This window comes from Actinopolyspora lacussalsi (assembly GCA_030803735.1).
GTDB classification, from domain to species: domain Bacteria; phylum Actinomycetota; class Actinomycetes; order Mycobacteriales; family Pseudonocardiaceae; genus Actinopolyspora; species Actinopolyspora lacussalsi.
Genome location: JAURUC010000001.1, coordinates 2,716,956 through 2,739,459 on the forward strand (window position 1 = coordinate 2,716,956; position 22,504 = coordinate 2,739,459).

22 protein-coding genes and 1 tRNA gene are annotated in these 22,504 nt (G+C 67.8%); 11 read left to right on the plus strand and 12 right to left on the minus strand.

Annotation, left to right across the window (positions count from 1 at the left end; genetic code table 11):
• Nucleotides 1-31: 31 nt before the first annotated feature.
• A complete protein-coding gene (locus J2S53_RS12060) occupies nucleotides 32-565 on the minus strand; it encodes a cupin domain-containing protein (RefSeq protein ID WP_456241051.1) in 534 nt (177 codons plus the stop codon).
• 1,369 nt (nucleotides 566-1,934) lie between these two features.
• On the opposite strand from J2S53_RS12060, the gene J2S53_RS12065 reads away from it, so the two are divergent.
• Together J2S53_RS12065 and J2S53_RS12070 are read left to right on the plus strand one after the other, a co-directional pair.
• On the plus strand, nucleotides 1,935-2,270 hold the full coding sequence (locus J2S53_RS12065; RefSeq protein ID WP_456241052.1) for a hypothetical protein: 336 nt from the start codon (nucleotides 1,935-1,937) through the stop codon (nucleotides 2,268-2,270).
• On the plus strand, nucleotides 2,267-2,455 hold the full coding sequence (locus J2S53_RS12070) for a hypothetical protein (protein ID WP_207227427.1): 189 nt from the start codon (nucleotides 2,267-2,269) through the stop codon (nucleotides 2,453-2,455). The genes J2S53_RS12065 and J2S53_RS12070 overlap by 4 nt, the downstream gene beginning before the upstream one ends.
• 425 nt (nucleotides 2,456-2,880) lie before the next feature.
• On the opposite strand, the gene J2S53_RS12075 is transcribed toward J2S53_RS12070, so the two are convergent.
• Nucleotides 2,881-3,747 (minus strand): alpha/beta fold hydrolase, encoded by an 867-nt coding sequence (locus J2S53_RS12075; RefSeq protein ID WP_456241053.1) that lies wholly within the window; start codon nucleotides 3,745-3,747, stop codon nucleotides 2,881-2,883.
• A gap of 102 nt (nucleotides 3,748-3,849) precedes the next feature.
• Here J2S53_RS12075 and J2S53_RS12080 point away from each other — a divergent pair, with 102 nt between their 5' ends.
• Nucleotides 3,850-4,329 (plus strand): CGNR zinc finger domain-containing protein, encoded by a 480-nt coding sequence (locus tag J2S53_RS12080; protein WP_456241054.1) that lies wholly within the window; start codon nucleotides 3,850-3,852, stop codon nucleotides 4,327-4,329.
• A 53-nt stretch (nucleotides 4,330-4,382) separates the two neighbouring features.
• On the opposite strand, the gene J2S53_RS12085 is transcribed toward J2S53_RS12080, so the two are convergent.
• Nucleotides 4,383-4,457 (minus strand) — tRNA-Val (locus J2S53_RS12085).
• Between the two features lie 132 nt (nucleotides 4,458-4,589).
• Here J2S53_RS12085 and J2S53_RS12090 point away from each other — a divergent pair.
• Nucleotides 4,590-5,024 (plus strand): acyl-CoA thioesterase, encoded by a 435-nt coding sequence (locus J2S53_RS12090; protein WP_043570668.1) that lies wholly within the window; start codon nucleotides 4,590-4,592, stop codon nucleotides 5,022-5,024.
• 36 nt (nucleotides 5,025-5,060) lie between these two features.
• Here J2S53_RS12090 and J2S53_RS12095 read toward each other — a convergent pair whose 3' ends face one another.
• Nucleotides 5,061-5,480: a hypothetical protein gene (locus J2S53_RS12095; RefSeq protein ID WP_456241055.1), complete on the minus strand. Its 420-nt coding sequence runs from the start codon at nucleotides 5,478-5,480 to the stop codon at nucleotides 5,061-5,063.
• A gap of 145 nt (nucleotides 5,481-5,625) precedes the next feature.
• Between J2S53_RS12095 and J2S53_RS12100 the strand changes: the two genes are divergently transcribed.
• Together J2S53_RS12100 and J2S53_RS12105 are read left to right on the plus strand one after the other, a co-directional pair.
• Nucleotides 5,626-6,465: a helix-turn-helix domain-containing protein gene (locus J2S53_RS12100; protein WP_456241056.1), complete on the plus strand. Its 840-nt coding sequence runs from the start codon at nucleotides 5,626-5,628 to the stop codon at nucleotides 6,463-6,465.
• 9 nt (nucleotides 6,466-6,474) lie between these two features.
• Nucleotides 6,475-6,678 (plus strand): DUF397 domain-containing protein, encoded by a 204-nt coding sequence (locus tag J2S53_RS12105; protein ID WP_456241057.1) that lies wholly within the window; start codon nucleotides 6,475-6,477, stop codon nucleotides 6,676-6,678.
• Between the two features lie 315 nt (nucleotides 6,679-6,993).
• Here the strand turns inward: J2S53_RS12105 and J2S53_RS12110 are convergent, their stop codons facing one another.
• From J2S53_RS12110 to J2S53_RS12125, 4 genes are all read right to left on the minus strand, one after another.
• The gene (locus J2S53_RS12110; protein WP_456241058.1) at nucleotides 6,994-7,770 is read right to left on the minus strand and encodes a hypothetical protein; all 777 of its coding nucleotides are present in this window, start codon (nucleotides 7,768-7,770) and stop codon (nucleotides 6,994-6,996) included.
• Nucleotides 7,771-8,127: 357 nt separating this feature from the next.
• On the minus strand, nucleotides 8,128-10,317 hold the full coding sequence (locus J2S53_RS12115; protein ID WP_456241059.1) for an MMPL family transporter: 2,190 nt from the start codon (nucleotides 10,315-10,317) through the stop codon (nucleotides 8,128-8,130).
• A gap of 7 nt (nucleotides 10,318-10,324) precedes the next feature.
• Nucleotides 10,325-10,918 carry a TetR/AcrR family transcriptional regulator gene (locus tag J2S53_RS12120; RefSeq protein ID WP_456241060.1) on the minus strand — a complete coding sequence of 198 codons (594 nt, stop codon included), beginning with the start codon at nucleotides 10,916-10,918 and terminating at the stop codon, nucleotides 10,325-10,327.
• A gap of 591 nt (nucleotides 10,919-11,509) precedes the next feature.
• Nucleotides 11,510-12,730: an NADP-dependent isocitrate dehydrogenase gene (locus J2S53_RS12125; protein WP_092979503.1), complete on the minus strand. Its 1,221-nt coding sequence runs from the start codon at nucleotides 12,728-12,730 to the stop codon at nucleotides 11,510-11,512.
• Nucleotides 12,731-13,020: 290 nt separating this feature from the next.
• Between J2S53_RS12125 and J2S53_RS12130 the strand changes: the two genes are divergently transcribed.
• From J2S53_RS12130 to J2S53_RS12145, 4 genes are all read left to right on the plus strand, one after another.
• Complete coding sequence (locus tag J2S53_RS12130) at nucleotides 13,021-13,851, plus strand: metal-dependent hydrolase (RefSeq protein ID WP_092979502.1); 831 nt, start codon at nucleotides 13,021-13,023, stop codon at nucleotides 13,849-13,851.
• A 107-nt stretch (nucleotides 13,852-13,958) separates the two neighbouring features.
• The gene (locus tag J2S53_RS12135; protein ID WP_456241061.1) at nucleotides 13,959-14,387 is read left to right on the plus strand and encodes a hypothetical protein; all 429 of its coding nucleotides are present in this window, start codon (nucleotides 13,959-13,961) and stop codon (nucleotides 14,385-14,387) included.
• A 99-nt stretch (nucleotides 14,388-14,486) separates the two neighbouring features.
• Nucleotides 14,487-14,681, plus strand: a complete 195-nt coding sequence (locus J2S53_RS12140) for a DUF1918 domain-containing protein (protein ID WP_456241062.1) — start codon at nucleotides 14,487-14,489, stop codon at nucleotides 14,679-14,681.
• A gap of 167 nt (nucleotides 14,682-14,848) precedes the next feature.
• Nucleotides 14,849-15,694 carry a DUF4253 domain-containing protein gene (locus J2S53_RS12145; protein WP_456241063.1) on the plus strand — a complete coding sequence of 282 codons (846 nt, stop codon included), beginning with the start codon at nucleotides 14,849-14,851 and terminating at the stop codon, nucleotides 15,692-15,694.
• A 141-nt stretch (nucleotides 15,695-15,835) separates the two neighbouring features.
• Here J2S53_RS12145 and J2S53_RS12150 read toward each other — a convergent pair whose 3' ends face one another.
• The 3 genes from J2S53_RS12150 to J2S53_RS12160 are packed head-to-tail and all read right to left on the minus strand — an operon-like array spanning nucleotide 15,836 to nucleotide 18,010.
• Nucleotides 15,836-16,129, minus strand: a complete 294-nt coding sequence (locus tag J2S53_RS12150; RefSeq protein ID WP_456242778.1) for a DUF3017 domain-containing protein — start codon at nucleotides 16,127-16,129, stop codon at nucleotides 15,836-15,838.
• A gap of 13 nt (nucleotides 16,130-16,142) precedes the next feature.
• Complete coding sequence (locus J2S53_RS12155) at nucleotides 16,143-16,994, minus strand: bifunctional methylenetetrahydrofolate dehydrogenase/methenyltetrahydrofolate cyclohydrolase (RefSeq protein WP_456241064.1); 852 nt, start codon at nucleotides 16,992-16,994, stop codon at nucleotides 16,143-16,145.
• Nucleotides 16,991-18,010: a DMT family transporter gene (locus J2S53_RS12160; RefSeq protein WP_456241065.1), complete on the minus strand. Its 1,020-nt coding sequence runs from the start codon at nucleotides 18,008-18,010 to the stop codon at nucleotides 16,991-16,993. Before J2S53_RS12160 ends, J2S53_RS12155 begins: the two co-directional genes overlap by 4 nt.
• A gap of 377 nt (nucleotides 18,011-18,387) precedes the next feature.
• Here J2S53_RS12160 and J2S53_RS12165 point away from each other — a divergent pair, with 377 nt between their 5' ends.
• Nucleotides 18,388-21,306 carry a glycohydrolase toxin TNT-related protein gene (locus J2S53_RS12165; RefSeq protein WP_456241066.1) on the plus strand — a complete coding sequence of 973 codons (2,919 nt, stop codon included), beginning with the start codon at nucleotides 18,388-18,390 and terminating at the stop codon, nucleotides 21,304-21,306.
• Between the two features lie 161 nt (nucleotides 21,307-21,467).
• Here J2S53_RS12165 and J2S53_RS12170 read toward each other — a convergent pair whose 3' ends face one another.
• Nucleotides 21,468-21,938, minus strand: a complete 471-nt coding sequence (locus J2S53_RS12170; RefSeq protein WP_245755197.1) for a universal stress protein — start codon at nucleotides 21,936-21,938, stop codon at nucleotides 21,468-21,470.
• Nucleotides 21,939-22,504: the final 566 nt, after the last annotated feature.

Genomic DNA, 22,504 nt, shown 5'->3' on the forward strand with positions numbered 1-22,504 from the left:
GCACCTCGTGCTGTACATCGTGTTCCGCCGCTCATGAGGAGTGCGGCGTCGAGGGTGGTTCGAAACGAAGCGGCGTGATCTGGTCGATGTCATAGCGTTCGCGCAGCTTCCGCACGGCGTCCGGCTCCGAGGAACGCCCGGAGAAGATCTCGTAGATCTCCTCGAAGTAGTGCTCGTGATCGGGCGACGGGTAGCTCTGGAACAGCATGCGCGCGGGCTCCGTGGTGGCGTTGCGGAACGCGTGTGGGCATCCAGAGGGGACGAACATGCAGCCACCCGGTCCGGCACGGACGACGCGGTCGCCCGCGGCGGACTCCCAGTCCTGCCAGTCCGTATCGGTACGTTTGACCGGCTCGAACGCCAGGAGGTCCAGCTCCCCCTCCAGGACGTAGAAGAACTCCTGCGAGTTCTGGTGGGTGTGAGCTCCCACGTCGAAACCGGGCGGCACCACCACCTCGAAGCACGATATCGCGGAGCCGTCCGCCGCGGTGGCCTTGAAAGTGATCTCCTGCATCTTGGTGATCAGTTTTCGTCCCTGCCCCGAAGGGACAATGAGACCGCTCATACTGGTTTCCTCGTCATCCGTCCGAACAAGACCCGCTGAACTCGGCCCGAACACCTCGACGGTCCAGCACCACACGCCCCGCGCGGCAGTACGGGACCGGAACCGGCGAGCACGCCGGAAGTTCCCCGCGGTTGGCACTCACCCTCGAACAGCGTTCGAGGAGTATCGAGCACACTCGCGATACCACCGTGCTCGACAAGAGTTGTCCGACCAGGGCGAAGCATCTTCCGATCGACGTCGAGAAGCTGACCGGTATCGCCCGAAAACCTCGGATCGCGGAGAGCCGATATCAGTCATCGGGCTGATAGCACAACTCGGCCGGGACGATCGGGAATCGTCTCGGCTCCGGCACACATCCGATGCGGTCGGGCGTTTCACGAGCCGACCGGTGTGTCCGTTACACCTGGTTGCCCCCGTGTAGCGGCATCAGTCCACGGGATCGATTTCCGACGGACAAACCCATTCGCGCGGATGAAACCCATTCATCCCACAAGGGCATAATCAGGACAACAAGTATATTGATACGTTCTTCGCGAGCCGGTTGTCAAGACACCCTTCTCGGTACTCGTCCGTTCCTCGGTCCCTACCTTCGCGCACCGCGTCGGCGCGGTCCGCCACGAGTTCGGAGCCCGGTGGTGACGACCGGGCACGCGCCGGGACCGAGAAATTCCTGGTCGGCCGATAGGAGCAGCCAGAGCTCCGCCCTCGGAAACAGCTCATGGCCCGACAGTCGAACCAGGGAGCCACGCGAAACACGGGACCGCGAGACAGAAAGAGGGTTCACTAACAGTTCTCCGGCACACCACCTCTATTCCGATCGATGTTCGAATATCCACGAGCACCGGTCACAGCAGCCGGCTACACCGTCCACAGGAGAGGCGTTGCTCCGATCGGCCGCTGGGTCGCCTACTCCGCACACCGTGTCGAGTTCCCGGTTGACAACTACAGCTGTTGTGCGATCTGCTCCCTGCTTAGCAGCGGGGTTACACATAGTTCACGGGAGCGCACGGCACGAGTACGACTTCTTTCCGAGCAGCTGAGCGAATCTACGTCTGGAGGCCGTACAGTGGGAAGCGAGTTATGCCGGGCTTCCTCATGCGAAAGTGGGAGGAAAGGGCCGCACAGAGCCGACCAGGGGTTTCTGTGCGAGGGATGCCGGAATCATCTCGTAAGTAATCTGCGGGTATTACCCACGTTGCATTCCGACTGCAACAGGGGTGGGGGTTCGAAAGAAGTAAGGGTAGTACGGAAACGTCCGCGGCGAGCCACCAACATCGACTCTTCGATCAACGCGACCACCGCCGAGATACGCTCTTCCATTCTCACGGTCCTCGCCTCCTGGGCGGGGCTCGTCACCGAGGAACGGCGGTTGACGCCACCCGAGCGAGACATTTCCGCACTCGCGTGCTTCCTGGTTCGTCACACCGACTGGTTGGCCCGTCATCCCGCCGCGGGTGATCTGGTGGACGAGATCCGACAGCTCGAGCGCACCGCACGTGGCATCGCCTACCCGGACGACGGCAGACGCGTACGTATCGGTTACTGCCCCGATTCCGACTGCGCGGGCGAGCTGTTCGCCCTCATTCGCCCTCATGGTGAAATCCCCCCCTCCGAAATCGTCTGCACGACTTCTCCCACACATTCGTGGCCGGTCACTTGGTGGTCGAAACTCGCCCGTCGGATACGAAGCAGCGAAGGAGAATGAATTTGGATCGTGAAGTTCCGGTAGCCGGTTTGACAGCCGATGACATAGCCACCATATGGCGTATTCCCAAGGGCACCATCTATCGTTATGCGCACAAGCACGGCTGGCGTCGCTACACCGATTCCGGCCGTACTTATTATCATCCCAACGACGTCACCACCGTCCTGGACGACCTGGCTCAGTAGCCTCACCGGAGGCAGCGGGACCAACAGTCTTTCCGATTCCGCCGTGGGACGAACACGAGTACTTCGCTCGCATTCCAATGCGGGCTGACCCAATGGGTCACGGCTCGCCCGAACTCGTCAAACGATCGCCGGATCCGAACGATCGAACGCGTTCCGGCCGCGAAGGTCGCAACGGAATCCACTGCGTCGAGCCAATCGTTCTCGCGCGCCTGTGACCGATGATGCCGCCGCGGCCGGTTCCGGAAGACCGGTATCGCCCCGAACACTTCCGAAACTCCATCGACCCGGTGGCGCTCGTGTTCGGGGAATCGACTTCCGGATTTCAGACGACTTCGTTCGATTCTCCGGATGCCTCCCTACGCACTTCGGGGTCATGATTCGCTCCGAACAACCGGCCGCCGCGATCGAAAATTCGGCCCGCGAACTCAGCCCAGCACTCGCCCGAGGAAGCCGCGCAGGTAGCCCGCGACGACGTCCAGATGGCTCTCCAGGAGGAAGTGACCACCGTCGATCAGGTGTACCTCCGCGTCCTCGGCGTCACGGGTGAAGGCCCGCGCACCATCCGGGCCGAAGATCTCGTCGTTGCGTCCCCACACGGCGAGCACCGGCACTCCGCTGGTGCGCAGGAACTCGTGCAGCAACGGGTAGAGCGGGCGGTTGTTCGGATAGTCGCGGAACAGCGCCAGCTGGACCTCGTCGTTGCCCTCACGGGAGACGAGGGCGAAGTCGTGCTCCCAGGTGTCCGGACTGACCACGCTCGGATCGGGCACGCCGTGCACGTACTGCCAGCGGATGGCGTCGTGACTCAGCGCGGCGCGGAGCGCCGGTTCGGTCTCGGGGCCGGGATTCGCCGCGTACGCCCAGACATCGGCCCAGAAGGACTCGACGAAACCGTCCTCGTAGCCGTTGCCGTTCTGGGTGACCACGGCGGAGATCCGTTCGGGGTGCTTGAGTGCGAGACGCCATCCGATGGGAGCGCCGTAGTCCTGGACGTAGAGGGTGTAGCGGCTCAGGCCCAGCTGGTCGAGGAGTCCGTCGGTGAGTTCGGCGAGGGCGTCGAAAGTGTACTCGAACTCCTCCACTCCGGGGGCGGCCGAGCGGCCGAAGCCGAGGTGGTCCGGCGCGATGACGTGGTAATCCCCTGCCAGCAGCGGGATGAGCTCACGGAACATGAAAGAGCTGGTCGGGTAGCCGTGCAGCAGCACGATCGTGGGGGCCTCGGCCGGCCCTGCCTCGCGGTAGAAGATCTCGTGGCCGTCGACGGTGGTGGTCCGGTGGTGCACCGAGCTCATTTCTAACCCCTTCAAGGTTTTTATGTGGTTAACTTTGGCTATGGAAGCACGGTTGGGCTAACCTGTCAAAGAACTCGAACCAGTTAGAGAGAGCGATACCCGATGGACGCGCTGCTGGACCTGCTCAACAGCAGGCCACTGGTGAACGGCGAGGAGCAGGACGCGCTCGGCGACCCCGCCGAAGGCAAGCGCTGGGCGCGGGAGCACGGCGGCGAAGGCAGCCTCGAAGAACTGGCGCTGCTGCGCCGGACGCGGGACGCCCTGCGGGACGTGGTGCTGGGGGAGAGCTCGCCCGAGGCGTTGAGCCCGCTGCTCGAAGGGGTCCACCGAACGCCGGAGTTCACTTCGGACGGTCTGCGGTGGACTCTCAGCACTCCCCCGCACGCCCGGTTGCCAGCCGAGGTGGTCCTGGCTTGGGCCGAGACCGAGGAAGAGCTTCCGGGCCGACTACGCCCCTGCGCCAACGACGAGTGCCGACTGTTCCTGCTCGACCGCAGCCGCGCCAACCGCGCCCGCTGGTGCTCGATGGCTGTTTGCGGCAACCGCGCGAAAGCACGGCGTCACTACGAGCGCACCCGCTAGTCGTACCGGTTCCGGGCGCACTACTGAAGCGGCCCTTCTGGAAGGGATTTGGATGGTGCGCGATGCTGGGTTTGAACCAGCGACCTCTACCGTGTCAAGGTAGCGCTCTCCCGCTGAGCTAATCGCGCTCGGGTATTCGGACGGTGGATGCTCCGTTCGGAGCATTGCCAGCTCATCGCCGAACACGAAACATCGTACCGGTCGTGACGGTCGTCCTTGACACGGGGTCCACCCTTCACCGACGGGTTAGGCTGCCCGGCGTGTCCGACTTTCCCGATCCACCCCCGAAACGCGCCGACTTCAACGTGTTGTGGCCGATCACGACCCGTTGGAGCGATAACGACTCCTACGGCCACGTGAACAACGTGGTGCACTACTCCTGGTTCGACACCGCCGTGAACGGCTGGCTGATGCGGGCCACCGGAACCGACATCCGCGAGCTGCCCGCGATCGGCATGGTCGCCGAGACCGGCTGCCGGTACCTCTCCGAGCTGAGCTTTCCCGACGATGTCGAGGTGGGGATCGGGCTGCGGCGGCTGGGCAACTCCAGCGTCACCTACGGGCTGGCGGTGTTCGGCAACGGCAGCGAGCAACCCGCCTCGCTGGGACGGTTCGTGCACGTCTACGTGGACCGCGAGACCCACACCACCCTTCCAGTGCCGGAGGAGATCCGCGCCGCGCTGCGCTCGCTGTGATCGCCCGCTCGTCGTGGCGGTGACCGGAAGCCGCGTTCAACAGGGCTCGGGCGCACCGCCCGCCCTCGGCCACACCACGCGGGCGCCGATGTGACTGCCGAAGCGGAACCGGCGCGCGGCCTGCTCCGGCTCGGCGACCCGCATCCGCACGGTGCCGTCGACGGCCACGACCTCGGCGTGATCCTCGAAGGCCATGCCCCACGCCGCGACGCGGGCGTCCACCCGCTCGCCGTACTCGCGCACCACCGCGAACACCCTGGGCGCGGTATCGGTGACCATGCCGCTCATCAACTCCGCGAACTCGGACTCCCCGCACAGCGGCGGCATGTCCGTCGGATCGACCACGTGGGCGTCCAACGGATGCGCGAGTGATCCGTTTCTGCCGTTTCGCCCCGCGTCCGGCGAGTCTCCCGTGGCTGGTTCCTCGAACTCCTGGCCGGTGGACGTCCCCGTCATGTTGCGCATCCCTTCGGTCACATATTGTGCAACTCGTTGCTCAGCAATTTACACTGGAAATTCCGATAGAAAAGTCCTTTGCGGCGGAATTACTCCGCACGAGGGACAGCTACGGACGACACGAGCGATGGGACAGACTGCTGACGTGACTGAGGAAGATCCAGGGCCGGTCGTGCAGCGGATCCTACTGGGCGCCGAACTGCGCGAGGCCCGCGAGAACAGCGGTTTGTCCACAGCGGATGCGACCAAGCGGCTCGGTTGGTACGCGGGCAAGCTCTCGAAGGTCGAGCAGGGCGACAAGAGCGTCACCGACAGGGAACTGTCGAAGGCGATCGACGTCTTCGGCATCACGCGGGAGCGCGCGGAGGCCCTCAAGGAACTGGCCACGGAAGCGCGACGCAAACTGCCACCCGCACGTGTCCCCGAGTGGGCGACCAAGTACGTCAACCTGATCGCCGCCGCGACCGAGCTCAAACTGTTCTTCCCCGACTCGTTCCCGGGAACCGTGCAGACGTTCGAGTACGCCCACGCCATACTGAGCAGCGCGGTCATAGTCGCCCCGGCGGATGTGGACCGCATGGCCGAAGAGCGTTCCAAGCGCGCGGAACGTCTGATGAACAGCGAGGCGACGCGACTCTGGCTGGTAATCGGTGAAGAGGCTCTACACCGCGAGATCGGTGGAAAGGCCGTGTTGCGCGGTCAGCTCGAACAAATGAGAAGTCTCGCTGAGACGCCCAACACCACCGTGCAAATCATCCCGTTCGACGGCGGCGCACACGCATGTCACGGCACGGCTTTCACGATCATCACGTTGCTGGAGGGGCGGCCCGGTATCGTTTACAGCGAAGGCTTGACCGGTAGCGACTACCTCGGACGCGAGCACGTTCGGGTCTACAACCTCGCCTATGACAACCTGCGCGCGGCCGCACTGAGCCCACAGAAGACGCTCGAAGCCATCAATCGGCGCATCGAGGAACTGAGCTAGGAGCAGCACATGCTCGAAACGCGGAATCACGACGAGCCGAACTGGCACAAGTCCAGCTTCAGCGGGGGCGCGGAGAACTGCGTCGAGGTCGCGCACGACGCGACGGGCTGGCGGCTGCGCGACTCCAAGAACCCCGACGGACCCCACCACCACTTCACCCACACCCAGTGGACCAACTTCCTCCACCACCTCCACCACAACCGACTCGGCTGACTCCGGGCCGAACCTCCCGGACCGCCTCACGGACCGGGACTGTCGGTGCCGCGTGGTGGAGTGCCCGCATGGCAGCGAGGTTCAAGGCGATCGCGCTGGACGCGGTGGACCACCAGGCACTCGCCGACTGGTGGTGCACCGCGATCGGCTACCGCCGCAGGGACGAACCCGGTTTCACGCTCGCCCTTCTGAAACTGCCCTCATTCGGCGCGCCCCGCGCACCACCAGACCGAAGCTCGCGGCGGCCAGCAGCGCGAACAACGGGATGTGGACCTCGTAACCGGAACGCGCTCGCCACAGTTCCCACAGCCCCCACTACGCCAGAACGACGAGCACGGCCAGCACCACCGAGGCACTGAGAGCCGGCAACAGCACCGAAACCGGTCCGACTGGGTAGATCACCCGCATCATGCGGACCAGGAACCACCCCTGCACCAGCAGGAGCACGGCGAGCACGCAGTGGATGGCGACGATGAGGCTCGCGGGTTCCTGCTGTACAGACATGCCGATTCCGAGCCAGGCGCCCCAGTAGTGCATCCACACCCACCAGAAGACCAGCACGAAGCAGATCCCCAGCACCTCCGCCCCGAAGGTCGCTGTCCTGGAAGTGGGTCGAGGTGCCCTAGAACGACCGTGACGGCCGAGCTCGAAGCGCACCACCGAGGCGTAGCCGAGCGCGCTCAGCAGCGGAAGCAACAGGAGCTCCGTCAACCAGCCCGCGTTCGAATCCAGCGCGTACCGCAGCAGCGCCCCCGTCGGCAGCACGAACAGCGCGGCCACTCCGAGGCTCACCAACGCGGTGGCGACCGGCCGGGCGACCCCGCACAGCCACATCGCACGGGTCGTGAACCACAGGTACCCCAGCGCCACCGCGGCGATGAAGCAGGAGAGGAACGCCCGCAAGAGCACGCCACCCACCCCGGGCTGCGAGGACGTGGTGGTCACGTCGAGCAACGTGCCCTGCAGCCAGAGCAGGTGCAGCGAGCGGACGAGCATCACGAACATGCCCCCCAGCAGCGCGGCGGTGATCACCGGGCCCGGTGGGGGTCGTCCTGGTCTCTCGAGATCGTCGGCGATGTCGTCAGTACTCATGACCGCCACCGGAACAGAGTCCGCTCCGTACCGAACAGAGCGAAACTACTCACCGAACCCCTGTCCGCTTTCGCGGAGTGCTCTTCCGGCCGACCCTCTCTCGGGGCTTCCGGCACCACGGCGGCACGGGCACGGCGGCACCACTACGGACCACTGCACCCGCAGCGACACCGCCGCCCACCACACCTGGGCGGCAGGCCCCGCGAGAACTCGACGGGCGACTGGGGAAAACCCCACGTCCTCCGACTCCCGGCAAGAAGAGGGTGGCCCCGCGCCGAATCCCACGGCGCCGGACCACCCGATCACTCACCGGCCGGACTCCGCCTCACCGGCCGAACGACACGGCCGGTGTCCGGCTCACGAACCGACCCCGGCCCGCTGCTTCTCGTCGGAGCCGCTCCCGTCGTCGGACTCGCCGCTGTCGGTGATCGCGTTGCCCTCGACGTCGAGGGCGGGCAGCCACCCCAGCCAGCGGGGCAGCCACCACGCGGCCCTGCCGAGCAGCGCCAACGCCGCGGGCATCAGGACCATGCGGACCACGAAGGCGTCCACCAGGATGCCGATCGCCAGGGCGAAGGCGATGGACTTGATGGTGGCGTTGCCCGCCGGAACGAACCCGGCGAACACCGAGAACATGATCAGCGCCGCCGCGACCACGACAGGTGCCGCCTGCCGGAAGCCGCTCACGATCGCGTCGCGGGCCGCGTGTCCCTTGTGGTACGCCTCGTGCATCCGGGACACCAGGAAGATCTGGTAGTCCATCGCCAGTCCGAACAGGATGCCGATCATCAGGATCGGGGTGAGGCTGATCAGCGGCCCGGTGTCGTCGAGGTTGACCACGTTGCTCAGCCAGCCCCACTGGAACACCGCCACGGTCGCGCCGAGCGCGGCTCCCAGCGTCAGCAGGAAGCCGAGCACGCCGACCAGCGGCACCAGGATCGAACGGAACACCAGCACCAGCAGGATCAGAGCCAACCCCACGACCAGCACGAGGTAGATCGGCAGCGCCTGGTCCAGCGAGTGCGCGACGTCGACGCTGACGGCGGTGGTTCCGGTCACGTAGCTCTCGGCACCGTTGATGCCGTCCAGCTGGTCACGCAGGTCACCGACCAGTTGCTCGGTCTCCGCGCTGGCGGGACCGGACTTCGGGATGACGGTGACCATCGCGGCGTTGCCCTCGGCGTTGGGCGTGGGCGGTGTGACGGTGGCGACGTCGTCGAGTCCGGCGATCGCCTTAGTGGCTTGCTGCGCGGTACGCGGCGCGTCGTCGCCCTCGAAGTAGGCGACCAGCGGGCCGTTTACGCCCTCTCCGAAGCTGTCGGCCAGCATCTGCTGCGCTCGGGCCTGCGTGGTGCCCTCGGAGGGGGTCTGCACCAGCGTGGTCTGCATGGAGGCGGCCGGGATGGCCACCGCGCCGAGCGCGACGAGCGAGATCAGCAGTGCCGGGATCCGACCGCGGGTGACCGCACGGATCCAGCCGGGGTAGACGGCCCGTTCGGTCTTGGCGTCGGTCTCGGCCGGTGCGGTGCGCTGCTTGCGCGGCAGCACGAGCCGTCCCAGGTAGCTGAGCACGGCGGGCACCAGGGTGATGGCCACGAGGACGGCCACCACGATGGTCGCCGCCGCCGCCACACCCATCTGGGTGAGGAAGGGAATGCCTACGACCGAGAGCCCGACCAGCGCGATGAACACGGTGAGTCCGGCCGTCACCACCGCGGAACCGGCCGTGCCAACGGCGGTGGCGATGGAGGTCCTGATGTCGTTGCCCTGCCGCAGTTCCTGCCGGTGGCGGTTGATGATGAACAGGGCGTAGTCGATTCCGACGGCCAGCCCCAACATCGTCGCCAGGATGGAGGTGGTGGACTGCAGCTCCATGAAGCCGGTGGCGATGCTGACGCCGAGCGCGCCGATCCCCACGCCGACACCGGCGGTGATCAGGTTCATCCCGGCGGCGACCAGCGAGCCGTAGGTGAGGCTCAGGACCACCAGCGCGGCGATGACGCCGATCGCCTCTCCCGGACCACCGACGGACGGAGTGGCGGTGACGGCCTGGCCGCTCACCTCGACGGTGAACGCGCCCTGATCGGCCTGCTCGACGGTGTCCAGCATCGCCTCGCGCTGTTGCTCGGTGATCTCACCGATGCCGCCGTCGTAGGTGACCGTGCTGTAGGCGGTGGTCCGGTCGGGGCTGACCGTGGGAGAGTTCGGGTTCAGCGGGTCGCTGGCCGAGACCACGCCGGGCTGTTCGGACAGTTCGGCGACTAGGCCCTTGATCTCGGCGGCGTTGGCGGGAGCGGTCAGCTGCTGCCCGTCCGGGGCCCGCATCACCACGCGGGCGGTGGCGCCACCGCCGGTGTCGAACTCCTCCTGGAGCTTGTCCTGGGCGATGGTGGACTCCTGCCCGGGGATGGAGAAGCTGTCCGAGGTTGGCCCGGAAAGCGTCGCCGCGCCCACGCCACCACCCGCGAGCGCTATCAACCAGATCACGACGACGAGCAGTCGGTGCCGTTGGGCACCGAGCCCCAGTCGGTATAACAGGCGTGCCATGTAGCAGTCAGTCCTCCAGCTGGTCGGAACCGGTCGAAGAATCGCCGGGTCGGGAGTGGCCGAGGGTGTCGAAACAGGTAGCGATGATCCGGGGACGCCAGGTGGTCTTGTCCCCCTTGTGGTTGGCCATGAGGCTGAGCACGGCCAGCGCGCTCAGCGCGCCGATGACTCGGACGAGCCGTTCCGAACCGTGGTCCGCCGGATCGAGGGCGAATATCTCGTGGATGAGCACGTCCTCGGCGTCGAGTGCGTCGGCGTGATCATCGGGAGCGGTGATCGGCCGCAGGGCCAGGCTCACCAGCCCCGCTCGTTCCAGGGCGACGTCGGTGAGCAGCTCCAGCGCCCGCCGATCGCGTTCCGGCCCGGGCGCGAGCCGGGCGACGTCGGCGAGGACCAACCGGGCCTGCGCCCGTCCCGTCTCCAGCGCGGCCTCGTGGATCGCTTCCTTGCTCGGATAGTGGTGCAGCAGACCGGCCTTGGACAGGCCGACCGCCTCGGCCAGCGCCTTGAGGGACGTCTGCGCGAATCCGTGCTGCGCGAACAACTCGGCGGCGCGGTCGAGGATCTCCTCGTCCACTTGTTCCCGGAACGGTCTTGTCACGCCACCGACCGTACCTGAACTACCGACCGGTTCGGTCGGTAAAACTACCGGATCGGTCTGTGATACTGCTCGCACCGCCGAACGGCGCAGCGATATATCGCCGAACGGCGCAGCGGAACGCTGCCGAGCATCGTGGCGAAATCACCGAAGACCCGGTTCTTACCCCGAAGAAGCCCCGGTTCTTACCCGAAAGCGGGACGATCGCTTCACCCGGCGGGGTGTTCGTCCTCGAGGGACCGTCGATTTCTCGCGAAATCGCCGCGTCGGCGATCGGGGAGAGCGCCGGGATCGGGGACCGGATGCCGGGGCCAACGGGGCGCGGGGGCTGTGGGAATCAGCACCGGAGCCGGCAGAGCTACGGGAGCCACGAAAAAGGGCGCCGCCCCGCCGCGCGGTTGTCCGCGCGGCGGGGCGGCGCCCCGTTGCCTTCCGGCCGCACTACCCGTTGGGCCCACGAGCTTCCGGCCCCGCAGCCTTCCGGTCTCCTGGCTTTACGGCCACCACTACCCTCGGGCGTGGCCGGGCGGCGTCAATTTCTCGCGAAATCGCCGCGCGCCCGGAGAGCACGAGCCCGGGTGAGCGAGGTGAACCTCAGCGCTGGGCCATCTTCTTCTGCAGGTTCTCGTCCAGCGTGTTCAGGAAGTCCTGCGTGTTCTGGTGCGGCTGGTTGTCGCCGACCAACAGCGCGAGGTCCTTGGTCATCCTGCCGCTCTCGACGGTCTCGATGACGACCTGTTCCAGCGCCTTGGCGAACTCGACGACCTCGGGGGTCGAGTCCAGCTTGCCGCGCTGCTGCAACCCGCGCGTCCAGGCGAAGATGGAGGCGATCGGGTTGGTGGAGGTCTCCTGGCCCTGCTGGTGCCTGCGGTAGTGCCGGGTGACCGTGCCGTGGGCGGCCTCCGCCTCGACCGTGCCGTTCTCGGTCATCAGCACCGAGGTCATCAGGCCGAGCGAGCCAAAGCCCTGCGCGACCGTGTCGGACTGCACGTCACCGTCGTAGTTCTTGCAGGCCCAGACGTAGCCGCCCTCCCACTTCAGGGCGGTGGCGACCATGTCGTCGATCAGCCGGTGCTCGTAGGTGAGTCCGTTGGCCTCGAAGTCGGCCTTGAACTCGTTCTCGTAGACCTCCTCGAACACGTCCTTGAACACGCCGTCGTAGGCCTTCAGGATCGTGTTCTTGGTGGACATGTAGACCGGGTAGCCCCGCTCCAGGCCGTAGCGGAAGGACGCCCTGGCGAACTCCTCGATGGAGCGGCGGTAGTTGTACATGGCCATCGCCACGCCACCCTGCTCCGGGAAGTTCGCGACCTCGAGCTCCATCGGCTCGGAACCGTCGGCCGGGGTGTAGGTGACGGTCACGGTGCCCGCGCCGGGGACCTTGAAGTCCGTGGCCTTGTACTGGTCGGCGTGAGCGTGCCTGCCGATGACGATCGGCTTGGTCCAGGTCGGCACGTAGCGCGGGATGTTGGAGATGACGATCGGCTCGCGGAAGATCACACCGCCGAGGATGTTGCGGATGGTCCCGTTGGGACTGCGCCACATCTTCTTGAGCCCGAACTCCTCGACACGTGCCTCGTCGGGAGTGATGGTGGCGCACTTGACGCCGACGCCGTGCTTGGAGATCGCGTTGGCCGCGTCGACGGTGACCTGGTCGTCGGTGGCGTCCCGGTGCTCGACCCCGAGGTCGTAGTAGTCGAGGTTGATGTCCAGGTAGGGGTGGATCAGCTTGTCCTTGATGAAGGACCAGATGATCCGGGTCATCTCGTCGCCGTCCAGTTCGGCGACGGTGCCCTGTACTTTGATCTTGCTCATGGTGGCGGGGTGCTCCTCTCACGCGAGAAACGCAAACGGTACAAGCGTACTGCTAAACGGGCCGGCTGTGAGCCCCACCCTTTGCGAACAGGATTCACAAAACGCCCCCCGCAGGCGTGCGTCGCAGCGCTACTCCCTCGCACAGGTGATACAACTCCACGAAAGAGTGAGCAACAACACACTCGAATCGGCGTCACCCCGTCCATCGAGCCGGAAGGGCGCGAGTCACGCACAGTCCGGCGATCACACCGGCTAAGCTCACCCGCGAGCCGTGACCTTGGAGGGACTTCTTGGCGACCGGACCCACCCACGCGATGAGCGGACTCGCGGCCTGGGCCGCCGTGACCGCGCTGGCGGGCGCGCACACCATCGGCCAACTCTCCCCCAAGACATGGGTCGTGGGAGCGACGCTGGCCACCGGCTCCGCTCTGCTGCCGGACATCGATCACCCGTCCTCCACGGTCGCGCGCACGTTCGGCGCGGTCTCGCGCGGTGTCTCCTCCGCCATGAGCGGGCTGAGCGGGTTCCTGTACAGGCTGACCCGCACCCAGCATGACAGCGACCGGGCGGGTACTCACCGCGGCTTCACGCACACGGTGGTCTTCGCGATCCTGGCCGGCCTGACCACCACGGCGATCGTGCAGAGCAGCAACGGCACCGCCGTGGGCATCGTGATGTTCGTCTTCGCGGGTCTGACGGTGCGGGGACTGCTGAACAACTGGTCGCCGCAGAGCGACGCGCTGCTGATCGCCGCCGTGTCACTGGTGCTGACGATCGTGTGCTGGGCGTGGGCGGGCGACCAGCCCCACGACGCCGCCGCCTTCGGAACGGCGGTGATGATCGGCTGCGTGGCGCACTTCATCGGCGACGCCATCACCGAACAGGGCTGCCCCATGCTGTGGCCGCTCCCCTTCGGTGGACAGACCTGGTATCCCGTCGCACCGCCGAAGGCGCTGCGGATGCGGACCGGCGGCAAGGTGGAGCTGGCGCTGATCGGCCCCGGCCTGACGATCGCGGCGGTACTGCTGTCCACCGTGGTGCTCTACCGGGTGGGCGCGGTTCCGTGGCTCGAACAGCTCGGGCTGCCTCCGAGCGTCATGGCGTGGATCACCCCGCGCTGAGCCGATCCGGAATAATCCGACGACGACAGCGCCGGAAACCGCTCACACGCCGGTAGGCTGCGGGTGCGGCGGACCGCTCGGCAGTCCGCGCCGACGACGGAGGAACCATGCGTATTCGCGGCAAACTGGCCGTACTGGCAATCTCCCTCCCCCTGTTCGCCGGTGTGGCGGCATGCGGCGAGCTGCAGGAGGCCCAACAGGGAGTCGAGAACGCCCAGCAGGGCATCGAGAGCGCCCAGCGGGGCGTCGAAACCGCTCAGAACTGCGCGAAAGCCACCGGACTGGTCAATTTCGCACCGAACTTCTCCGACCAGCAACAGCTCCGGGAACAGGCACGCTCCAAGGCCGAGGAGGTCGGCAAACTCGCCGAGCAGACCTCGGACCAGGCACTGAGCGACGCGCTGCGGGACGTGGAGCGGTCGATGCGGCAGGTCTCGTCCGGCGAGGTCACGATCGAGAACAGCGCCGAGTGGACCCAGCACAAACTGCAGCAGACCGAAACCGTGCTGCGAATCTGCTCCGGCACCACCGGGTGACCCTTCGTCTCGAATATGCGGTGGTCAACGGCCCGAAGCGCTGCGCGCCGTGTCCTCGGTCACCTATCCTGGGAACGCGTTCCACAGGAGGTGACGACGATGAAGGCGACCACGGGAGAACGACTCCACATGCACAGCAGGACCGTCGAACAACCGGACCGGGTGGGAGTCATCCTGGAGGTACGCGGTGAGGACGGGAACCCGCCGTACCTCGTACGGTTCGACGACGGGCACGAGCGGCTCGTCTATCCCGGAACGGACTGCGAGGTGGAGGGACACCCCGCCGGCGCGTGAGGCGCACACCGGGCACCCTCGGATTCCGCGGGAGTTCGAGGGCGCCCCGAGACATCGCACCGAACTGCGCGACCCACGGGGCGAGCCGGAATGGCACACTGATCGCCACAGCGACAGTCCCGACTCGCCGCTAGCGGCGTGGGACCGCTTGGTGAGGAGGCAGTGCGGTGCTATGGGAAGAGCGGCAGGGTGAGGCCACTGCCGACCCAATGGCGATGCTTCGGATCGGGTTCGCGGGCAACCGGGAGTTGCCTGCCGGGGAGCTGCTGACCGAGCAGTCAACCAGGATCGGCGACGGGCAGGACGCCGGGCCGTTGTGCTGGATAAGCAAGGAACCCCCCTCGGCGCAGCTACTGGCCACGCTCCGCGCGGAGAGCGGCAACAACGGTCTCTGGCCGCTGCTGCTGGTCGACGACACCGAGATCTACGGGGAGCGCTGCACCGTGGGAGTGGTCGCCCCGGAACCGCGCGCGCACATCGACAAGTGGCACGTCGAGCAGGTGATGTCCCGGATCTGGGACGGGCTGTGCCAGGTCGACTCCGATCTGGGGCCCGCCTACGACCTGGAGAGCCTGGCCCCGTTCGACCACACCTGCCCCGGCCCCGCACCCGCGGGCGACCTGCTGGCGGACGCGAACGTGCTGGCCAACCAGCTCACCCAGCGCCTGCTGAACGAGCAGACGCGGCTCGGCCTGGTACCGGCGCCTCGCGGATCGGACGTTCTCACGGTGCTCGGCTGGTCCGGGGCCACGAATCACGTGTCTCGCTGTGCCGGGCTGTCGGCGATGTTGCGCAGCTGGGAGGAACGTTTCGGGGCGCGGGTGCTGCGCCTGGGGCCGGATCGGCTGGATCTCAGCGTCGCCGCGCCACCCACCCGACGGGAGCACGCGGCCGCGGTGGCCGCCGAGCACTGGACGTTCGCCCCCGACCGGGTCATGCAGGACAGCGGCAGCATCGCGTCCTACGCCGAGGAGATCCGGGGCGGACGCCAGTGGTCGTTCTGGTGGGACTGACCGGCAGTGGTGCCGTGGTTCCGGGACGAGGCCCACGGGAGGTTCCGCGTACTCGACTTCCGGGCGGCGTCGATTTCGCGAGAAATGTACACGGGGTGGGCGGCCAAACCGGGCACCGCCGCGAGAGGACGGCAGCCCGGCTCACCCGGAGAGCGGACCACCGGTGATCGTTATGGCCACGAACACGATCACCAGCCCCAGCGCGCCGTAGAGCAGCACGTCCACCACCCGGCCGCGGATGGCCAGCAGACCGACCCGCTCGGCGGGAAGCGAACCGCGCAGCACGGCGGCGAGCAGCAGGGCTCCCCCGAGCAGCGTGGCGCCCTCGCGCCAGTGCGACATCGCCACCCGCAGCCCGCCGAACAGGACGATCAGGATCACGAGCGCGAAGCACAGCTGCGCCGAAACGCGCTTACCGCCGAACCGGTCGATCATCGCCACTGGCACTTCAGTTCGCGGCGCGCTCGGCGGCCTCGACGACGTTCGTCAACAACATGGCGCGCGTCATCGGCCCCACACCGCCGGGGTTGGGCGACAGGAAACCGGCCACTTCCGCCACGTCCGGGTGCACGTCCCCCAGCGGACCGGAGTCCCCGCGAGTGACCCCCACGTCGAGCACCGCCGCACCGGGCTTGACCATGTCCGGTGTCACCAGCCCGGGCTTGCCCGCCGCGGCGACCACGACGTCGGCCCTGGACAGCTCGGCGCCGATGTCCTTGGTCCCGGTGTGGCACAGCGTCACGGTGGCGTTCTCGCTGCGCCGGGTCAGCAGCAACCCCAACGGCCTTCCCACGGTGATCCCCCGACCGAGGATCGCCACGTGCGCACCGTTGAGTTCGACCCCGTAGCGGCGCAACAGCTCGACGATTCCCCTGGGGGTGCAGGGAAGCGGTGCGGGTTCGCCGAGCACCAGCCTGCCGAGGCTGACCGGGTTCAGCCCGTCGGCGTCCTTGCGGACGTCGACACGTTGCAGCAACGATCCGGTGTCCAGGTGATCGGGAACCGGCAGCTGCACGATGTAGCCGGTGCAGGCCGGGTCGGCGTTGAGCTCGTCGACGACGCCTTCGAGCTCGGCCTGCCCGATGTCGGCGGACAGCTCCTTGCGGATGGAATTGATCCCGACACGGGCACAGTCGTTGTGCTTGCCGCGCACGTAGGAGTGCGAGGCCGGATCGTCGCCCACCAGGACCGTAGCCAGGCCCGGTGTACGACCCTGCTCCGCGAGCGCGGCCACCCGTGGCCGCAGCTCCTCGTAGATGGCGTCCTTGGTGGCCTTACCGTCGAGAATCGTGGCGCTCACGATTGGCTATCGTCGCAGACCGCGCGCGGGGAGACACTCCGCCCCTGCCTGGGCCCCTGCATGGAGGCGACCACGACCGCGAGCAGTGCCAGGCAGATCCCGAGAACGGTGGCGAGGTCGACCCGGGATCCCGCCACCGGCAACAGCAGATCGAGCAGCAGCGCACCGGACAGCTGCCCGAAGACGATGCCCATGCTCAGCAGCAGCACGCCCGTGTAGTGCACGAGTACCGCCGAGCCCGCCACCACGAAGATCCCGATCGGCCCGCCGATGTACATCCAGGGCGCGGCGGGCCATTCCGACGGCAGCCCGTGCGGCACGCTGTCCACCGCGAAGGCGAGGAGCAGCACGGTGGTGCCGGTGCCGAAATTCAGGGTGGCGGCCGAGACGGCCGAGCCGGCGGTCTGCTTCACCAGACCGTTCATGGCCTGCTGCCAGGCCACTCCGACCCCGGCGACGGCGGGCAACAGCACCAGCCAGCTGGCGTGCGCGGCCCCGAGCCGCGCCGAGACGGCCATGACCACGGCGGCCAGCGCCAGCACGGCACCGGCGACCCGATGGGCCGTGAAGTAACGCACCACTCCGGCTCCGAGCCCGAGACGGTCCACGATAAGCCCGCTGGCGATCTGCCCACCGACGGCTCCGACGGTGAACAGCGCGACGCCGAGCAGGTTCGCGGCCACGCTCTGGCTGAAAACCAGGAACGCACCGCAGACACCGCCGAGGCACTGCCAAGGCCGCGGCCCGGTGTCCCCGCGCACCGCACGGGCCAGCCGCCCCATGCCTCGTCGCGCGTTCGGGTTGACGAGCGTGACCACCAGCAACAGCACCAGCCCGCCGCCGAACGAGATCACCGAGGCCGCCAGCGCGTCCTCCAAGTGGGTGCCGAGGACTCCGTTCACCCGGGACTGCGAGGCGAGCAGGAAACCCACGCCCGCCGCGCCGAGCAAACCGAACACGCGGGGCAGCATCCGCCTCCCGCGAGCGGGGGAACCGGCGGTTGTTTCGGTAGGCACGGAAACGACCGTATCCGGCCACCGGACACGGGACCCGCCGCTGTGACTGATCCGGCCGCCGCGGCATCGAACGCGGATAGGATCGGGAATCGCGCACCGCGGTCCCGTCGGGAAGAATGTCCACCAACGACCGGGCGCATCGCTGTTCATCGAGTTCGCACCCCGGCCGGAAGGCCGTCGTTCCGTTCCCGAGCGGACCGGATGCGTTGCGCGGCAACAGACACGGGAGACGGAAATCCGCACCGGGACCGCACGGCAAGCCGCTCGACCCGACCAGGCGAAACACCGGAACCGGGGGACATCGTCAGGGGCCGATCGAGTAACGTCGAGGTGGGGTGGAGTCGGAGGGCCCGGTTGAGAGGGGGAGGATGACACCCATGTCGCGCCCGACAGCGATCAGCCCGGAAGAGCAGGAACAAATAGCACGCAGGATCGGGGTCCTGCTGCTACAGGAGGCCCCCGAGGACTGGCAGCAGATAACCGTGGAATACCGCGCCACGGGTGAGTACCACGACCTGCTCGCGGAAGTGACCCTGCAGGACGGCGATAGCCGAGCGTGGGAGCCGCCGGAGGAACTCAACGGGATCTTCGGGCATCTCCGCGAGGGCATGTACCGGCCCGACGTCGGCACCTGGCTCAGCGCACTGTACACAGTGGAGCGTCCGTCGAGCTACCGCATCGACATCAACTTCGACGAGGAACCCCAGTGGCAACAGCCGCTGCCCGCCGAGGCCTACGTCGACGAACTGAACCGCTACCCGCGCTCCGAGGACAACATCCCGGACTGGATGAACGCCAGGCTGGGGCGCCCCGCGCACACGGACACCGCGGCAGGTGAGCAGCAGGTACCGCCGAACGAGCCGGACTCCCCCACGCCGCCACCACCGGGCGCGGAAACCGCCGGAGTCGGGGACGAACCGGCCGAGCATCCCGGCCTGACCGTGGCCCGCGTGTTCGACGACGTCGACGAACAGGGGCGACCGCTGGTGCACGACAGGCCACCGCTCGCCCCCCAGGAGAGCGAGCCGCTGCGGCGTTACCTGGAGAACGCCCCGATCGTGCTGGCGGCCGAGTACAACATCGCCGACCGGTTGGACCCGAACCGGCCGGAGGCGATCCCGGACAGCTGGCACAGCGACGGTTCCTGGGTGTGGCCCACCGAGGTTCCCTACTACCTGGCGCAGTACGGCGTTCCGCCGCAACCCGAGCTGCTGCAGCACATCCGCTCCAACGGTTTCCGGTTCGGGGAGCTGGCACCCGGTGTGATGGAGGCGGCGGAGGAAGCCGCACGCGCCGCCGAAGAAGCCGAACAGGCGGCGGAGTTCGACACCGCTGAGCAGGACCTCGGCTACGAACAGCGGCTCGGCGAAGCGGCCGACGACCGCCCGACCGGCTCCACCGAGACCGTGACGGCGATGCCTGCGGAAGACCCACGCCCACCGGAGTCGTCCTTCGGCGAACACCCGGTGCACGGCGAGGGTGCGGGGCTGTACGACTACCCGGTGCTGGGGGATCCGAACGCCGGGACGCACACGCCCGCCATGCCGGAGCCGAACACCGGAACGTCGTTCGAGCACGACGACTCCCCCGAACCACGGGAGCACGAGGCCGACCTCGACAGCGGGAATCTCGACAGCGGAAACCTCACCGACGACGAACTCACCGGCGAGTACGGCAGCGAGCAACAGTCGGGGCCGGATCCGTTCGGCGAGGCGGTCACCGCTTCCCGGCACGGCATGACCGACGAGTCCGAGGAGAACCCAGAGATCATCTTCGGCCAGCTTCGGCAGCGACTCGACGAACTCGGGCTGGACACGGAGGAGTACCGGCTGGGGCAGCGCTCCGAGTCGGTGTGGTCGCTCTACGACGAGGGCGCTGACTGGGTGGTGACACCGCCCGGGACGAACGACGAGCCGATGCGGTTCGCGCGACCGGAGCAGGCCTGCGCCTACCTGCTGGGAAGCCTGCTGCTCAACGAGACCGACGAGCTGACGGGTTCGGCGCCGGAAACCGGGGCGCCGGCCGCGCCGGAGAAGACAGCGGGGGCGGAGACGGCGTCCGAGGAGATCGCGCCGGAAGAGACCGCGCCGGAGGGGACAGCGGCGGGTACTGCCGACCAGCCACTGTCCCCGGCGACGCCACTCGACTCCGACACGCCGCTTGCCACCGATGGAATCTCCGCCGAACCAGCCGTGACCGATCACGCGGTGGCGGACGAGCCGCGACAGGCGGAGCCCGGGCCGCTCGGCGATCTCCCCAGGCGCGCTTCCGGTACGGAGAGTGGGAGCGCGACGGCTCAGGAGGGCAACTTCCTGTTCACCGCCACCGAGCAGTGGCAGGACGAACCGCACGAACCCGCGGCGGATTCGGCAGCGGAGGCACCGGCACCACCGTCGGAGGAGGAGCCCTCGCACCCGGCGACGGAACCCCCCGTCGGGGAGACACCCATCGGCGAAGGGGATCCCGGCGCGACCCCACCGCCGGGGCAGATGCCCCCGCCGTTGCCGAAGCGTCCTCCTCGCTCCGACCAGCCCGGCCCCGCCCCACAGCCCGGCGCTCCGGGACAGGCCGGCGCTCCGGGACAGGCCGGCCACTCCGGCCAGGTCGAGCCTCCGCAGTACCCGGCGGGACCGCCGTCGGCACCGCAGCCGAACCAGGGCGCACCCGGCCAGGAGGGACAGCGTCCGAGTCCGATGCCGCCGGGAGGGGCTCCGCCACCACCGGGAGCTCCGAACCCCCCGCGACCGCAACAACCCGGTGTCCCCGGTGGAGCGATGGGCCAGCCCGCCCCCGGTGGGCACGGCCAACCGCCCAACGGCCAGATCCCCGGTGGACAACCGCCCGGTGGGCAACCACAGGCACCGCCGAACGGACAGGTCCCCGGTGGACAGTCCCAGGCGGGCGCCGCACAGCAGGGGCGTCCCGGAACGGATCAGCCGATCCAGCCGTTGCGCGGCGAGCCACCGCTGACCCTTTACCGGAGCAGGCAGAACACGGTGCTGCAGCCGGGGACCGAGCTGGACCGGTTCGGTGATCCGGACGGCAACGTCACGTACGCGATCCGCACGCCCTACAACCAGCGTTCGCTGCCACCGCAGTGGGCTACCCGGAACTACTTCGCCTACCGGGTGCAGCGGCCCGTGCAGGTGCTGTCCGGAACCGCTGTGCCGTGGTTCGAACAGCCCGGCGGTGGAACGGCCTACGTGCTGCCCGTCTCGGTCAACGAGCTGCTCGGCGACGGAACGCTGGTAGCACTGCAGGGCAACGAGGCCGCACTTCCTCCGATGGAAGGCTGACGCCGCGGTTCACGCGGTGTGACAGCGCTTCCGGTCGCCCGATCCACGGAGCCCGTGGGTCGGGCGACCGGATCGCTACCCGAGGTCGGGCCTCCCGGAGCGAGAGCCGGCGGGAGGTTCCGCCAAGCGCGTAACACGAGAACCCGACCGGAGAACTCCGCTCAGGGAACGACGACCACCGGCCGCACGGCCTCCACGACCAGCGTGGCCGGCACGGTGCCCAGCAGACCACCGCGTCTGCGGGAACGGCCCACCACGATGAGGTCGGCCCGGTACTGCTCGGCCACCTGCTCCAGGCCGACGGCGGGATCGCCGCGGTGGTGCACGAAGTCCCAGTCGATGTCGACCCACTTCAGGTGGTTGACGATCTCCTGCTTGAGATCCTCCACTAGCCCTTCGGCGGCTTCGCTGGCCACCGCCACCCCCATAGGTGACCAGTAGGCGACTCCGCCGACCGCCTCGACGTAGACGAGCACCAGACGAGCTCGTTCCCGCCGTGCCAGCCCGGCCGCCCAGGCGGCGGCGTGAAAACTCGCCGGGCTGCCGTCGAGTCCCACGACTATGCCGCCCAGCCCGTCCTTGCCGATCTCGAAACTCGGCTCCGGATGTTCCTTGGAGTCGCCTTCGGCCACGCTTGGATGGTAATTGCCGGACGCGCCCGGTTCGGCGCGGTGCGACACACTCGCGCGGCGGACCGGCCACCGCTGGGAGCGACACCGATCGATCGAAACGGTCACAACTCCGACAGACCGGACGATCATGCGGAATCACGCGATATCCGCAGCGCAGGATACTGTCGTGCCGCGTGGGAAGCGCGATCGTGGCGCTGTCGCACGAGCCGCGAAGGAGAGTTCAGCGATCGCTCGACGGCGGGAACGGCATCGACGGCTCGCGCGAAACACCCGGAACCACGGTGTGGGCGACCACCCACGGCGCCCGGAACGGCGACAGGACTACCGAGGAAGTGGGGAAAAACACACCCGATCTGGTGCGGTGTGGCCACCCCGATGTACTCCCCGCGGCCGAGACGAGTTCGGCACGGGCCCCGCGCGGAGACACGAAGAGAGAAAAATGTCCACTGTGGACGGATCGCCACGAACACCCCGGCAGTCGTGACGATCCGCCCCGCGGAACGGCGACACCCCGACGGAGACGAGCTCTCGCGTGCACGCACCGGGCTCCCGCTGCCCGGCACCGC